Source organism: Clostridium sp. AF34-10BH (assembly GCF_003478095.1).
GTDB lineage: Bacteria > Bacillota > Clostridia > Lachnospirales > Lachnospiraceae > Acetatifactor > Acetatifactor acetigignens.
Map to the genome: position 1 here is coordinate 42,999 of NZ_QUEC01000005.1, position 13,827 is coordinate 56,825.

The 13,827-nt window shown below is 40.6% G+C and carries 18 protein-coding genes and 4 pseudogenes; 4 read left to right on the forward strand and 18 right to left on the reverse strand.

The annotated features are described in order from the left end of the window. Positions 1 to 5: 5 nt before the first annotated feature. Genes DWZ61_RS05790 through DWZ61_RS05805 form a run of 4 tightly spaced genes read right to left on the reverse strand, consistent with a single transcriptional unit; the run spans position 6 to position 3,283 of the window. The gene (locus DWZ61_RS05790) at positions 6 to 1,112 is read right to left on the reverse strand and encodes a hypothetical protein (RefSeq protein WP_016300381.1); all 1,107 of its coding nucleotides are present in this window, start codon (positions 1,110 to 1,112) and stop codon (positions 6 to 8) included. Next, positions 1,105 to 1,980 (reverse strand): ABC transporter ATP-binding protein, encoded by an 876-nt coding sequence (locus tag DWZ61_RS05795; protein ID WP_118537768.1) that lies wholly within the window; start codon positions 1,978 to 1,980, stop codon positions 1,105 to 1,107. The genes DWZ61_RS05790 and DWZ61_RS05795 overlap by 8 nt, the downstream gene beginning before the upstream one ends. Further along, entirely contained in the window at positions 1,965 to 2,738 is a 774-nt protein-coding gene (locus tag DWZ61_RS05800) for a hypothetical protein (protein WP_016300379.1), read from the reverse strand. Before DWZ61_RS05800 ends, DWZ61_RS05795 begins: the two co-directional genes overlap by 16 nt. Beyond that, positions 2,735 to 3,283, reverse strand: coding sequence for an RNA polymerase sigma factor (locus DWZ61_RS05805; protein WP_031276249.1), 549 nt, complete (start codon positions 3,281 to 3,283; stop codon positions 2,735 to 2,737). The genes DWZ61_RS05800 and DWZ61_RS05805 overlap by 4 nt, the downstream gene beginning before the upstream one ends. Between DWZ61_RS05805 and DWZ61_RS05810 the strand changes: the two genes are divergently transcribed. Both DWZ61_RS05810 and DWZ61_RS20150 read left to right on the forward strand, forming a co-directional pair. Further along, positions 3,270 to 3,896, forward strand: coding sequence for a response regulator transcription factor (locus tag DWZ61_RS05810; protein ID WP_118537769.1), 627 nt, complete (start codon positions 3,270 to 3,272; stop codon positions 3,894 to 3,896). The two genes, DWZ61_RS05805 and DWZ61_RS05810, sit on opposite strands and share 14 nt — an antisense overlap. After that, positions 3,836 to 3,991: pseudogene (locus tag DWZ61_RS20150) on the forward strand (XRE family transcriptional regulator); the annotation flags it as partial. The gene DWZ61_RS05810 and the pseudogene DWZ61_RS20150, both read left to right, overlap by 61 nt. A 51-nt stretch (positions 3,992 to 4,042) precedes the next feature. Here the strand turns inward: DWZ61_RS20150 and DWZ61_RS05820 are convergent. The 8 genes from DWZ61_RS05820 to DWZ61_RS05855 all read right to left on the reverse strand — a co-directional run bounded on the left by DWZ61_RS05820 (position 4,043) and on the right by DWZ61_RS05855 (position 9,103). Continuing rightward, complete coding sequence (locus tag DWZ61_RS05820) at positions 4,043 to 4,183, reverse strand: hypothetical protein (RefSeq protein ID WP_243026361.1); 141 nt, start codon at positions 4,181 to 4,183, stop codon at positions 4,043 to 4,045. Between the two features lie 33 nt (positions 4,184 to 4,216). After that, on the reverse strand, positions 4,217 to 4,678 hold the full coding sequence (locus DWZ61_RS05825; protein ID WP_118537770.1) for a hypothetical protein: 462 nt from the start codon (positions 4,676 to 4,678) through the stop codon (positions 4,217 to 4,219). 7 nt (positions 4,679 to 4,685) lie between these two features. Next, complete coding sequence (locus tag DWZ61_RS05830; protein ID WP_002594767.1) at positions 4,686 to 5,465, reverse strand: ABC transporter permease; 780 nt, start codon at positions 5,463 to 5,465, stop codon at positions 4,686 to 4,688. Between the two features lie 2 nt (positions 5,466 to 5,467). After that, complete coding sequence (locus tag DWZ61_RS05835; protein ID WP_012816192.1) at positions 5,468 to 6,253, reverse strand: ABC transporter permease; 786 nt, start codon at positions 6,251 to 6,253, stop codon at positions 5,468 to 5,470. Then, positions 6,246 to 7,172 carry an ABC transporter ATP-binding protein gene (locus tag DWZ61_RS05840; protein WP_007860248.1) on the reverse strand — a complete coding sequence of 309 codons (927 nt, stop codon included), beginning with the start codon at positions 7,170 to 7,172 and terminating at the stop codon, positions 6,246 to 6,248. Before DWZ61_RS05840 ends, DWZ61_RS05835 begins: the two co-directional genes overlap by 8 nt. A 134-nt stretch (positions 7,173 to 7,306) precedes the next feature. Continuing rightward, complete coding sequence (locus DWZ61_RS05845) at positions 7,307 to 8,224, reverse strand: HAMP domain-containing sensor histidine kinase (RefSeq protein WP_118537771.1); 918 nt, start codon at positions 8,222 to 8,224, stop codon at positions 7,307 to 7,309. Positions 8,225 to 8,229: 5 nt separating this feature from the next. Beyond that, on the reverse strand, positions 8,230 to 8,922 hold the full coding sequence (locus tag DWZ61_RS05850) for a response regulator transcription factor (protein ID WP_118537772.1): 693 nt from the start codon (positions 8,920 to 8,922) through the stop codon (positions 8,230 to 8,232). Beyond that, positions 8,915 to 9,103, reverse strand: a complete 189-nt coding sequence (locus tag DWZ61_RS05855; RefSeq protein WP_002596317.1) for a helix-turn-helix domain-containing protein — start codon at positions 9,101 to 9,103, stop codon at positions 8,915 to 8,917. Before DWZ61_RS05855 ends, DWZ61_RS05850 begins: the two co-directional genes overlap by 8 nt. A 164-nt stretch (positions 9,104 to 9,267) precedes the next feature. On the opposite strand from DWZ61_RS05855, the pseudogene DWZ61_RS05860 reads away from it, so the two are divergent. Both DWZ61_RS05860 and DWZ61_RS05865 read left to right on the forward strand, forming a co-directional pair. Then, positions 9,268 to 9,623 (forward strand): annotated as a pseudogene (locus DWZ61_RS05860) (helix-turn-helix transcriptional regulator). Between the two features lie 11 nt (positions 9,624 to 9,634). Next, positions 9,635 to 10,444, forward strand: a pseudogene (locus DWZ61_RS05865) (ATP-binding protein); the annotation flags it as partial. Between the two features lie 74 nt (positions 10,445 to 10,518). On the opposite strand, the gene DWZ61_RS05870 reads toward DWZ61_RS05865, so the two are convergent. The 6 genes and pseudogenes from DWZ61_RS05870 to rplM form a co-directional block, all read right to left on the reverse strand. Next, positions 10,519 to 10,818 (reverse strand): CD1845 family protein, encoded by a 300-nt coding sequence (locus DWZ61_RS05870; protein ID WP_117465483.1) that lies wholly within the window; start codon positions 10,816 to 10,818, stop codon positions 10,519 to 10,521. Then, a pseudogene (locus tag DWZ61_RS05875) lies at positions 10,815 to 11,117 on the reverse strand (hypothetical protein). Before DWZ61_RS05875 ends, DWZ61_RS05870 begins: the two are co-directional and overlap by 4 nt. A gap of 342 nt (positions 11,118 to 11,459) precedes the next feature. Next, the gene (locus DWZ61_RS05880; RefSeq protein ID WP_118537774.1) at positions 11,460 to 12,194 is read right to left on the reverse strand and encodes a helix-turn-helix transcriptional regulator; all 735 of its coding nucleotides are present in this window, start codon (positions 12,192 to 12,194) and stop codon (positions 11,460 to 11,462) included. 137 nt (positions 12,195 to 12,331) lie between these two features. After that, positions 12,332 to 12,709, reverse strand: a complete 378-nt coding sequence (locus DWZ61_RS05885; RefSeq protein WP_118537775.1) for a TnpV protein — start codon at positions 12,707 to 12,709, stop codon at positions 12,332 to 12,334. 226 nt (positions 12,710 to 12,935) lie between these two features. Continuing rightward, complete coding sequence (rpsI, locus tag DWZ61_RS05890; protein WP_022154279.1) at positions 12,936 to 13,331, reverse strand: 30S ribosomal protein S9; 396 nt, start codon at positions 13,329 to 13,331, stop codon at positions 12,936 to 12,938. 25 nt (positions 13,332 to 13,356) lie between these two features. Beyond that, complete coding sequence (gene rplM / locus DWZ61_RS05895; protein WP_022154280.1) at positions 13,357 to 13,785, reverse strand: 50S ribosomal protein L13; 429 nt, start codon at positions 13,783 to 13,785, stop codon at positions 13,357 to 13,359. Between the last annotated feature and the right edge of the window lie 42 nt (positions 13,786 to 13,827).

Genomic DNA, 13,827 nt, shown 5'->3' on the forward strand with positions numbered 1-13,827 from the left:
CAAAATTACCCCGTAACTTGATGTTTCTTTGATATATTTTTTGTTAGTCTATAAAATACGAATATCAATCCAACATTAAGGATGATCATAAAGACCGGCTGGCTCATACCGAAATATGTTTTCATATCAGAAAATATACCGTTTGTATGAAGCATAAAAATCGGGCAAATTTCCTGCATTTTTTGTAAAACAGGAAGGCTATCATTAAAATCAAACACAACTGGCAAGAAGCAGATGACGCAAGAAGTAATAAGCGCTGTAACAGGAGAACTCATTTGAGCACTTAAAAACAATGTAATAGTTGTCAAGGCTACAATCCCAAAAATATTCAATATTACAGAGATAAAGAACATTTGCAAAAAGGTCAAATTATATATTGAAGAAGCATAATGTAATGAAGATTGAATGCTTACATTCCACCCCTGTAACCCATAGGTACAGCCATACAGAACTAAATTTAGCAGTAAATACAAGAGGTATGTGCCAATTACAACTTCCAAGGCCGCTATAATTTTTGAAGTTGTGAGTTTGGTTCGGCCATACCGAGCCGAATAAATAATGCTATCTGTATGAAGTGCATACTCTTCTGAGAAAACAGGAGATAGAGTGATTACAACAATTAAACATATCATTATGGACAAGATGCTCCCCATTCCAGATAATAGCTTATCCCAGCCATCGCAATATCCTAAAGTCACAGTTGGACTATTTGGATATGCTGTTTCGAGTGACTTAAAACTACCATCAGAATTTGTCAAATATTCCAGAATCGCCGCTTGGTCACGATAAACATGAACAGCAGAAAAAGCAGAATTTTCATCTTGTCCAACAGTTGCTTGTTTTGCTTGGTCGATTTTTTCTTGCATAGTAAGTAATGTATTTTGAGAGAGTTTTCCTTCAAATATTTCTGCTACTTCCTTCCGTTGTTCAATGGCTGTAAAACCGCTTGCTAATGCCATTTTTTCAAGGTCATAATCATAGAAAACATTTTGATAATTAAATTGAAAAAAGAAAAAATAGGCAACGATAAGAACCACACCAGCTAAAAACAACATTCGTGTTTGCTTTCTCGAACATATTTTATTTCGTTCTGCTTTTATCATTTCATTCATGCTCGGATACCTCCGCAAAATAGTATAAATACAAATCTTCCAATGTTGGATCAACATTCCAAGCGGTTCTGCATGGTGCTTCTTGAGAAATAATCCTCAGCCGTTCTGCACCATTATTATGTTTCAGATTTGCTGTTACATAGTTCAATTCTAATTCTTCGGCCTCTTTTCGAGATACATCACATTCCCAAACACATTTTTCAATCGGCTTCAAAATTTCTTCTGGAGAACCATGTTGAATTAACTCGCCATTTTTCATAATCAGAATCTCATTTGCGATATATTCAACATCAGAAACAATGTGAGTGGACAAAATTACAATTCTATTTTCTGCCAAAGAACTAATCAGATTCCTAAACCGCACCCGCTCTTTCGGGTCAAGTCCAGCTGTAGGTTCATCCAAAATCAAAATACGGGGATCGTTTAGTAATGCTTGAGCAATTCCCAAGCGTTGTTTCATACCGCCGGAAAAAGTTTTGATTTTTTCGTTTTTCTGTGTGAGCAGATCAACAACCTGCAACAGCTCCATTGTGCGATTATGGGCTTTTTTAGGCGGCAGCCCCTTTATTGCAGAGATATACATCAAAAATTTATACGCTGTAAAGTTAGGATAATAGCCAAAATTTTGTGGCAGGTAGCCTAAGATATTACGATATTTCTCGCCCAAATCATGAATGTTTTTCCCGTTAAAAAAAATGGCTCCTTTCGTTTCAGTTTGGACATCGCAAATCATTCGCATCAAAGTTGTCTTGCCCGCACCATTTGCCCCGATTAGACCATAAACACCATTTGTTAATTTTGCGCTGAAATGATTTACAGCTTTTTTTCTTCCATATTCTTTTGAAAGATCATTTATTGTAAGTTCCATATCAATTCTCCAATCATTTTTTCTTTTTTCAAGTACAGTTGAAGTGTTTTCCCTAATAGGATAATAGATAACACATAAAATCCAATCCATCCCCAGAACATAGACGCTTCAAATATAAATCGCTGATGGAGTACAAGAGAAAATGTTCCAGAAAGAAAAATCATACAAGCGATTAAATGATACAAGCTATCGTTTGTCCTGCTTTTCGCACATATAAAAAGATAACAAGTGCAAGAAATATTAAATGGAATCAAACCATACAACACCATTTCAATCATTGATTTCTGGTAAATATATGCCATTGAAATTAAAATGACTGTTATTAGGAAAAGGTTGATTACTCCAATAATCAGCATACGACCTGCTACAATTTTTACCAGCGTTGTTCTACTAGACTGTTCAATTTCCCACATACCATAGATGTTGCTTTTAGATATTTCTATTGCACCTAATAACGCAAGGAATGGAACCATAACTGCAAGGATTGTCAATGGATAATAAAATGGAACCCTCCATTGGCCCAGGATACATGCTAATAATACTGCACATATAGTGAGTATTATTTGAACAATCCAGAAAGAAAGCGGCAGAAATTGAAGTTGGTTCAATATAATATCTCGCATTGAATTTTTATTGAATTCAGAACTATTCATGTAACTTTTTCCAGCTACGATTACTGCTTTAATTTTAGGTTCAGATGGAGCAGGCGTTTCACAACTCTGCAACCATTCTAATACACCATTTTGTTTTTGGGTCATACATTATCGCCTCCTCTAAAATCAGCCAAATATCGTTCCAGTTTTTTAATCCCCTGTTGGAGCCTAGATTTTACAGTAGAAACACTAGCTTTTGTAATGGTTGCAATCTCTCGGATTTTCAAATCATAATAAAATCGTAAAATGATGACCTCTTTTTGATAGTCCGGTAATGTGTTGATTGCATATTGAATTTGCGCTTTAAGTTCGTTAAGCTCAATTTTTTCAAAGGCATTATCAGTATCTTCTATATCTTCAAGAGTTTCTAAATCCATATACAGGGGTTTTGCTTTCTTAGTATAATTGTTACAGGTATTAACAGCAATCGTTAGCAGGTAGTTTTGAAATTTCCCGATCTTTCGTACTGATTGAATATTCTCCAACAATTTCAAGAAAACATCTTGTGTAATATCTGCGGCGGTATCTGGATCGCCGTTCAATCGCCGACAACAAAATAGATAAATTGACTGATAATATTTTCGGACAATTATCTCAAATGCATCTGTGTCACCCGACTGGATTTTTTTAATTAGTATGAAATCTTCGATACCGTGTCACCGCCTTCCATGTGTAAAACGCCTTACACTTAATATACAACTGAGTAACCCAAAAGGATTTAACTTTAGAAATTTTTCTTTTACTTTTTTCATTTCCCTTGACATTAACTTAGGAGGACTGACAGACGAGGACGGTTTAATGCTCACACAACATTTGTTGGAGCGTTTTCCAGATCAAAAAATAGTCATTCTCTCTGGCTATAATCTTCCTGTTTATCGCAAAGAAGCAAAGAGGATCGGTGCAAGAGGGTTTATCAGTAAGGATGTAGAACCAGATGAGTTATTGCACATTTTATTGACCATCAAAAATGGGGCAACACACTTCCCACGGGAAGAAGTATTTATAGAAGAGCTGACAGACGGGGAGAGAAAAGTTCTCGAATTGGTTGCATCAGGAGTTAGGCGCCGCGAAATCGCTGAACAGCTTTTTATTAGTGAACGAACAGTATCAAATCATTTGCAACATATTTTTGAAAAATTGCAAGTTAGCTCTACCGTTGAGATGATAACAAAAGCTATTAAGCTCGGATATATTGCTCAATCTTCAATCCAGAGGTCATGCGAGAGGAAAGCGAGCTGCGCCAGCGGGTCGGACAGAAGTTGAAACTCTACCTGGAACAGTATTTGCCTATCGTGGAAGGCGCCATTGACGGGGCCTTAAAAGTTGAAAAGCCGAATGAAGAAGCGGAGGGTGTCTGAACATCCTCTGTTTTTCTTATTTTGCGGGCATTTTGGGACTTCTGCAACGCTTTATAAGTAGGGATAAGATACGGTATCACGGCGCCTCTGCATTTCCCGAAGGTAGTCGATTGCCTCATGGTACAGTACCAGCTTGCAGTAAGCATCGAACTGGCACCGCTCGCCATAGTCATTGCGGGGGATCATATCCATCTTTTTTTTCCTTTGCCGTCGTCCGGCAGAATGTTATTCAATATTTAATTCAATGCTTCCTGTGAAACTCTCGCATTCAATTCCGATATAATTTCCACCATCAGGAAGTGTAATTGTGTCACTATAAGTTCCGGTTGTTTCAATCAAAGTGACTGCTTCATCAGATCCAGAAATCCAAAATACTTTTGCAGTTCCCTCCGTAACCTCCAGCGCGCAGTCAATAGACAGCTCCTTACCGGCTTCTCTTTTTATGGAAGTTCCTCCGAACAAATACTCTGTACCTGAAAAGTTCGCATAATCAGCCATATAAGTCCCTGTATAATCATCAATTCCTTTTTCTTTTTCCCCTTGCAGTGACGATTTCCCTGTCAGTTCTATGGAGCCCGCAGATTGAACAATGTTATTGTAATGATTGAGAATTTCATCTTTTGAACAGCCAGCAAGCATAAAACTTCCCACAAGGACGAATGTTAATGCTAAAACTATTTTCTTCATAAAATCATCACCAGCCTTTCTTTGGAGCTACCTTTTTGGCCTTTTTCTTTGTTTGGGTTGCTTCTCGTTCTTTCATGCACAAAATCAAGATGGCAGAAATAACGACAGCAAGCGCAAGACTGCAAGAACAGGTTCCGATATTCCAGTTGACTGCGGTATCATAGCTACGGTAGCCTACCATTCCAAGACTTGCGGTAATCGGATAAAGGTTTGCTAATGTCATATTTCCTGCGGCAAACATCCCTCCATATCCATAGACAAAAGCAATGATTACACCGACTAAAAAGCTGCCTGCCCTCCGACAAGTAAGAGCGATAATCGGCAGAACCGCAAGATATAAAAAGAAATTAACCGCAGTAATCTGCAAGGCTGCTTTTAGAGCTAAGGAAATCTCAAAGCCGGGAAATCCCACAATCATTTCTGCTATGATTGTAAACAGACTGCATATCAGCCCGAAAATAATAGACAATACGCCGCACACAATCAATTTTCCGGTCAACAGTTTCTTAAAAGAGATCGGCACAGTCAGAATATTTTTCAATGTGTCATCCGTCTGCTCACGAGAAATCATATATCCAGCAATTAGGCTGATACACATCGGAAAAATCATGGACATATTGTTTTTGATGACCTGTTCTGTAAGATAGGCAAAATCCCAAACGGAACCATCATTCGCCATAGAGGTAAACAAGGTCAGCAGGACGGATAGGAGCATGAGTGCAACGCCCGCCCAAAGGATATGATACCTTTTCAATTTATAAAATTCTGTTTTTACAATGCGAACCATGTTTATTCCCCCCTCTGCTTATATAATCTGTCAATTAGTAAGAACGAAACCAATGCCATGATCCCAAGAATGAATACAACTTGAAATGTTGAGGGAATTAGCCCTGTCATTTGCTCCAAGTCCATTTTTATTCCATGAGCCGCCATATCTCCCGCACTCCAAAATGTAGTCAGTGGCGTGGGCAGAAGCCATAACATAGTTTTAGGCAGTGTGTCAAACAATGCCGTAGCACTCATGTTCAGAACGCTGTAAAAGACACACAACAAAATGGAAAAAACATAGGTCTTACTGAAAAAGACAACAAGGACAATCAACGGGAGTGTTCCTGCCGTAATGAAGATCCCCGTTTCAACCGCCAAAAACAGCTTATAACCAATTCCATAAACTTCTAATGTTCCAATTCCGCAAAGAATTGTTGCAATGGTAGAAGCCACACAAAAAACAATTCCAAAAAGAAAGAGGACAATAATCTTTGCAAGCACCATTTGCGTGCTGGTTACGGGAATTGTACGCAGATTTTTGAATGTATCGTTGTCGCGTTCCATAAAGAACAGGATAGCGGCAATCACTCCAATAATACAGGGCAGTAAAAACTGGATACCATATCCCAACACCATGTTAAATAGTCCGTCAAAAGCATCTGCCCGATCTGTATATCGCTCCATCATAGAGGGCGTTGTCATCAGATAAGTCAGCGGGATTGGAAACAGGAAAGCAGCCAGAATAATAAGCGGAATAAATTTCTTCCGTTTCAATTTCAAAAATTCGCATTTGATTAGTTTAAGCAATTCCTTCGCCCCCTGTCACACGCTTGAAGTAATCTTCAAGACTTTCTTCACAGGTATGTGCTTCTGATACCTCCAATCCGTTTTCTACAAAGGCAGTTACAATTTTACCCACAGGCAGATCAAGGTTGTGCAGGCGCAGATTATGGTCGTCCTGTATGGAAAAATGGTTTTCATGGAAATTGCGTTCCAAAATTCTTGCCGCCTGTGCAGTATCCGAAAGCGTAAAACGGATATGCTTACTGCTTTTTTGCTCCAGCTCAGCAAGGCTTTCTTCTTCCAGTAACGCGCCGTGGTCGATAATTCCAATATCGTCAGCCAGCAAAGAAATCTCCGAAAGAATGTGACTGGAAATCAAAATAGTTTTTCCTCTTGCGTCGCAAAGCTCCCGAATAAAGGAGCGTACTTCTGCAATACCGATGGGATCGAGGCCGTTGATCGGCTCATCCAAAATCAAAAGCTCCGGATCGTGCATAACGGCAAGGGCGATGGCAAGCCGCTGCTTCATACCAAGAGAATACTGTGAAAAGAGCTTTTTATCTTTGTAGGGCAGTCCTACCAGATCCAGAGCATCTTTGATAGCATGATTGTTTGGTACGCCCCGCAGAGTAGCAAAGATACGCAGGTTCTCTGTGCCGGTCAGGTTGGGATAAAAACCGGGGGACTCAATCAGGCTTCCGATACGGGGCAACAGCTTCTTTTCATTCCCCTGTAAAGACTTTCCCCAGATTTTGACCTCCCCGGAAGTCGGCTTCGTTAAGCCCAACAGCATTTTCATGGTAGTGGTTTTTCCGGCTCCGTTTCTGCCCAGCAGACCGTAAATTCTCCCACGCTTCACATGGATATTTAAGTCAGCCACACTCTTTTGTGAGCCGTATTGCTTTGTCAGATTTTTTGTTTCAATAATATAATTTGTATCCATATTCAAAACCTCCTGTTCTGTAAGGTATTCTATCATGCCAACCTTGCATTAACCTTGCCGCAACCTTGCATTAACCTTGCAATTTGAAATCCAGTAAAATGACAAAGGCTCCCGCCATAAAGACGGGAACCCGCTTAACTCTCCAAAGGAAAAAGCAACATAAATTCAGTTCCTTTTCCCGGCAAACTTTCAACTGTTATACTCCCACCCATCTTTTCTACAAGCTGATGGACAATAGAAAGACCAAGTCCGCTGCCTTTTTCAGAGCGTCCTTTATCACACTTATAAAGCCGTTCAAATATGTGTTTCAAATCTTCTTTCTCAATTCCCACTCCATTATCCGCCAGCAACAGCTCCATGCTGTTTTCTTTCTTCGATAGGGAAATTTTAATTTTGTCTGCATGGCTATGAGCGATTACATTTTGAATAAGGTTATTGATGATCCTCATATAGCTATCCATATCTAATCTTACCCGGACAGGCTGTTCAGGAATATCAATGTCATAATCAACCTGTTTATCCTCAAAAATCGGTATCCAGTCAATGAGGATATTTCTTGTCAGCTCTGCGGCCTCAACGCTCTGGATCTCCAAAGCAAACTCGTTTGAATTTAACTTGAACCAGTCAAAGAGTACATCAATATATTCTTTCAGATCATGGGCTTTCCGGCGGGCGGTTTCAATATAATCATCCCGGTCTTTTCCTGTGACCAGTCCTTTGTGTGCAGCGTCAAGATACCCAATCAGAGTAGTAAGGGGCGTTCGCACATCATGGGAAAGGCTCGTCATAAGTTGGCGGTTGGTTTCTTCTGTCTGCCGTACAGTTGAAAGTCTGCTTTCATAGGCCACAACGATCTCATTGATTTCATAGGCAAGAGGTGCTGTCAGTTCATTTGTTGCAGATAGAATACGCCGATTGCCATTTCCGTTTTTCACATCAACCAGCACATCGGTCATTTCTGCTATTTGTTTTTTTACACGCCGAACGAGAACGATGGAAGTCAATACAGCCACAACAGCAATCACAATGGACAAGGAAACGATGATTTCCATACCAGCTATACCTCCTTATTAAACCGGTAGCCAATCCCTTTGACCGTTTGGATATACTTTGGGCTTGAAGGATTGACTTCTAATTTTTTACGAAGCCGACTGATGATCGCCATAATGTTACTGTCATCATAGAAATATTCTTCACCCCATACTTCCTCATAAATCTGCTGTTTGGTCAAAATTTTTCCTTGATGCTTTGCACAGTACAGGAGCAGATCAAATTCCTTTGGCGGAAGTTCAATAGTGCCGTTTGCCGTCGTAACAGAACGATTTTCAAGGTCAATCTGCAATCCGTCAAAATTTAGCTTTTGTATGGCTCCAGCTTGCTGATTAAAACGGGTGTAGCGGCGAATAAGAGACGCAATACGAGCAATCAGTTCATCCATATCAAACGGTTTTGTAAGATAATCGTCCGCTCCGGCCCGTAAGCCCCGTACTTTAGAAATGCTGTCATTTTTAGATGTGAACATCAAAATCGGCAGACTGTTCTCTTTGCGGATTTCTTCCAGCGTTTCAAAGCCATCCATACCAGGCATCATCACATCCAGCACCACAAGCTGATACTCCTGCTCTCTTAATTTTTGTAAGCCCTCTTTTCCGGTATTACAAAAATCAGCTTCTATGTTTTCTGCTTGTACGCTACGTTTAATCAAAGCGCACAGTTCTCTGTCATCATCTATAATCAGGATTTTATTCATGGTGCAACCCCTTCCCTTGTTTTGTCCTTCCGTCAATCGGCTTTTCTGCGTTCTTTGGGATCAGCCAAACACCAGCCATCTTTACAGCGCCAGGGATACGCCCAGCAGCGCAATAGTAATTTACTCTACGAGGTGTCACGCCCCATTTTTCGGCGGCCTCTTTTAGTGTCATATAATCCATTATGCACCTCCACAGAGTACATTATAGTTCTTTGTCTCGAACAATACAAGTTTATCACCAATCGCAGCTTTATATAATCGGCATAATCGTACAGCTTGTCAGGCATAATAAGGTCATTCCATCATATAAACCGGAACGATACAATATTATTGAGGTGAACGATTATACCGATTGATGATTTAACTGCTTTAGGGCAAAAAATGCTGGAAGCCCGAAAGAAAAAAGACCTGACACAACAGGAGCTTGCGGATCTGAGCCATGTTTCTGTAAAGCAAATCGCCAATATCGAAAAGGGAAAATGAATCCTTCCTATTTGATTTTGAGAGCATTGGCAAAGGTCCTGCACATCTCTTTAGATACACTTATAAATCCAGATGTTTCTCTGGAGGATGAGGGTGTCAATCAGATGAAAATGCTTTATTCCAGCTGTCCGCCAGAAATGCGTGACACCCTGTTGCATCACACCCAAGAAACGGTGAAAGAACTGACAGAGTTGTCCGAGAAATTTGAAACGAATTGAGCCAGTGAGAGAACTCCCGTATGTTCTGTACCCGGTGGAATGGCTTGGAAAAAGGCTCTATCTTTGATGATGCATTGGACGATAAAGAATACGAAGGGAATCTGATTTATCTACTGAAAAGCGGCAGTGAATTTATTCGCAATAATTCCAAAGTCCGTTTTGTCAAAGAGGCACAGTATCGGGTAGACAAGCCGGATTATGCGGAACGAGCTGTGACAGAGGCTCTTGTTAATGCGCTTATCCATCGTGATTATATTGTACTTGGCAGTGAAATCCATATTGATATGTTTGATGATCGGGTGGAAATCACATCTCCTGGCGGTATGTTTGGCGGCGGCTCAATTCAGGAATACGATATTTACAGTATCCGTTCGATGCGACGAAACCCTGTGATTGCTGACCTGTTCCACCGCATGAAGTACATGGAACGCCGTGGAAGTGGCCTACGCAAAATCGTCAGTGAAACCGAAAAGCTACCTGGATATATAGCGGCATATAAGCCTGAATTTACCTCAACAGCAACAGATTTCAGAGTCATCTTGAAAAATGTAAACTACAACTTAGAGGGTGACGCCCACCAAGTTATCCACCAAGTTACCCACCAAGTTATTGAACTATCAACGGTATCCAAACAGATTTTGGCTTTTTGCACAACACCAAAATCCAAGAAAGAGCTTGCAGTATTTTGCGGCTTCAAAGATTTAAGAAACTTCACTTTGAAGCATATCAATCCGCTTTTAGAATCCGGGCAATTAGAAATGACTATTCCCGATAAACCTAAAAGTCGCAATCAAAAATATATTACAGTTCGTTCCGAATAAACAGAGAAGCAGGGCATTGGGTCTCATCTCCCATTGTCCTGCTTCTTTTTCATTCCAAATTATATTCACATCATTTACCCATACATCCAATCCTGGATCGCATATTTCAAATCCTGCACCTTACCCAACAGCCAGATCGCCGCAAGCGGCAATCCCATCGGGCTAATCAAAAAAGCTATAACCAGCAAAATCGCACCATTCTGCGGGGAATAGGTAATAAGCACAGCCACGCCAAGTAGCGCAATTACCGTGCTGAGTAGACCAAGCACCAGACCAGATATGTAGATCAGCCCCGTGCAGAGCCAGACAAAAAGCGTCAACACCAAAAAGACCGGTGCAGTTACGATCATCAGCAGGCATTTCAAAATCTTCATTCCAGTTTCTCCTTCCAACGCTCCAGATGCCGTTTGCACAAGGCATCCGCTTCTCTCTCATCATCTTCCGTCACTTACCGTTTTCCTTTGGTCAGTTCAATCTCCAGATAAGTCCGGTAATCATCGGCTAAGAGGTCGAACAGTTCCTTGGGAGTATGGCACACCTCGCCGGTGCAATAGTGAAAGTCCTGGTCAAATTCCACCCTTACACATCCGTGACGGCTGATATAAACTTCGATGGTCTCGTCTGCGGCCAGGTAGTCCGCAAAAATCTCCAGCACCTTTTCAAAGATCAGCATCTGTTTTCACTCCTTTGCTACGCTTCCTATTCTACTCATATTATCCGGTACGGACAGACAAAAGACAAGGATACCGCCAAAAAGAAAAAGCGGAGGAAGGTGCGGCGAAGAAACGCCGTTCCTCCCTCCGCAAATGGAGTATCTATCCCTGTTATGAAAGTTTGGAGAGTTGGGTAAGGATTTCCTTTACACCCTCATTCGTATTCTCAAAAAGTCAAAGAAAATGGGAACGCCTATCAGCCAGCGGAAAAAACGATAAGAAAGAAAGCTGTCATCACGGGACTTTCCTGCAACGACAGCTTTAAATAGGCTTATATGATTTTTGAGAAATTCTTGACTGAATTACCTACTTTCTTGAAAAAGTTCTATACTATATTTGGTAGGATTGTTTTGCTCGATAAAAACATTCGCATATAAATCCTCCTTTCGGTGAAATGGTGTCAAAACATAGTAATTACTTACTGCTTTGTATTCCTTACCCTCGTAAATAAATCCACATACAATTCTGCAACAGATGTAATTTCCAACCCTAATCCATGATGCTGGAATTATATCCTTGATTTCAGAGTCTATACAAGTACCTGAATGCTTCAGGTTTTTCAATCTTTTCTTATCGTATGTCAGCTTACCCACTGAAATCAGAAACAACATTATCCACACAGAGGCATTGAGCAACATGACCTTCAATATAGTTGGATTAAAAAAATTCCCAATAAAACCAACAGCTAATTCAATCACTGCTACAAGCAATGTTACATTAGAACATGTAGAGAATAAGTATTTTATTGGTTTAAGATTGGCAATTTGCTTTTCTTTGTAAAGTTTGGAAATATTTTCTTCCGCCTTTCCTTTATATTCCTCTGCCGATATATGTTCCCCAGAAAAAAGCTCGTTCAAACTAATGCCCAAAGCATCACATAAAGGTTGTAAAAGCGACACATCGGGCATTCCTCTACCATTTTCCCATTTAGAAACCGCCTGATTGGTAATATCTAATAGTTCGGCAAGCTGTATTTGTGTTAGACTTTTTTCTTTTCTACACTGTGCAATAAATGCACCTATTTTTTTCTGATCCATAAAACAAATCTCCTTTATACTATATTTGACCTCAGTATATCAAATAGAGAATTTATTTGGAACATACTAATCGTTGAAGGGAATCTCAACGTTGAGTTGAATAGATATCAATTTGCGATAATCATTCTACCATACCGTTATAAATAAATCATCTCATGCAAAACGATTTCTTCTGCCCGATTGCGAATGTTATTGCAACGCTGCACCCATTCCATTTGACGGGTACACTTTAATTTCTCGGTTACGCCCTCGGCAATTTTCATCTGCTCCATGATGGTATCTAACCGTTCCTGTGCCTGTTCGTTCAGGTCTGCAAGATATGTCCACAATTCTCCGGTCAGTATCAATGTGTTCAATCTGGCTGGGTGGACTTCTCTCAAATATTCCCGGTGCATCCGTCCATACTTTCCGATGGGGCGGTGTTCTTCCGGCAGTTTCAAATCTGGGATGTAGTAATCTCCGACAAGGATATAATCAATTCCGTTTTCCGTTATTCTTGGTTCACCCTCAAAAATACTCCCGAAATTGCTCTCTGGTTGTCCTATTTTTTAACCACTAAGGCCGTTTTTTGACCCCATTTTGCCGGTTGTCCTATATTTAACCACTAAAAATTGGGTGAAAACGGCTCTCGTTTGGTCAAATGAGGTCAAACTTTTGTCACCCGCTTAGGTATAAGAAAACCCCGGAAAGCCTTGATTTTCCGGGGTTTTTGAACCATTTTGATATAGTCTGAGCAGTCGATTATCGTTTGCTGAACTGAGGTGCGCGACGAGCAGCCTTTAAGCCGTATTTCTTTCTTTCCTTCATACGAGGGTCTCTGGTAAGGAATCCAGCCTTCTTCAGAACGGGTCTGAAATCACCGTCTACCTGAAGCAGAGCTCTAGAAATACCGTGTCTGATCGCACCAGCCTGGCCGGTGTATCCGCCACCGCGAACGTTAACCAGAACGTCGAACTTCTCAGCAGTCTCAGTAGCTGCCAGAGGCTGACGAACGATAACCTTCAGAGTCTCCAGACCGAAGTACTCATCAATGCTTCTCTTATTGATTGTAATATTACCATTACCGGGTACTAAATATACTCTGGCGATGGATTTCTTTCTTCTACCGGTTCCGTAGTATCTTTCTGTTTTAGCCATGATTTATTTTCCTCCTCTCAGTCCTTTAGAATGTCAGTACTTCAGGCTTCTGAGCTTCATGCTTGTGCTCAGGTCCTGCATATACGTGAAGTTTGGTGAACATCTGTCTTCCTAAAGGTCCCTTGGGAAGCATGCCCTTAACTGCAAGCTCGATTACCTGCTCAGGCTTCTTTTCTAATTTTTCTCTCAGGGTAGCTTCTTTTAAGCCACCAACGTAATCGGAATGATGATAATATACCTTCTGGTCCATCTTCTTACCGGTTACTTTGATCTTCTCAGCATTGATAACGATAACGTTGTCACCGCAGTCGATGTGGGGAGTGAAGATAGGCTTATTCTTGCCTCTCAGCACTTTAGCAACCTCAGATGCCAGACGGCCTAAGGTCATGTCAGTAGCGTCTACTACATACCATTTTCTATCGATTGTAGCTGGACTAGCCATAAATGTTTTCATTATGTTCCCTCCATATTACTTTCGCCGATTCCTGATCGACTT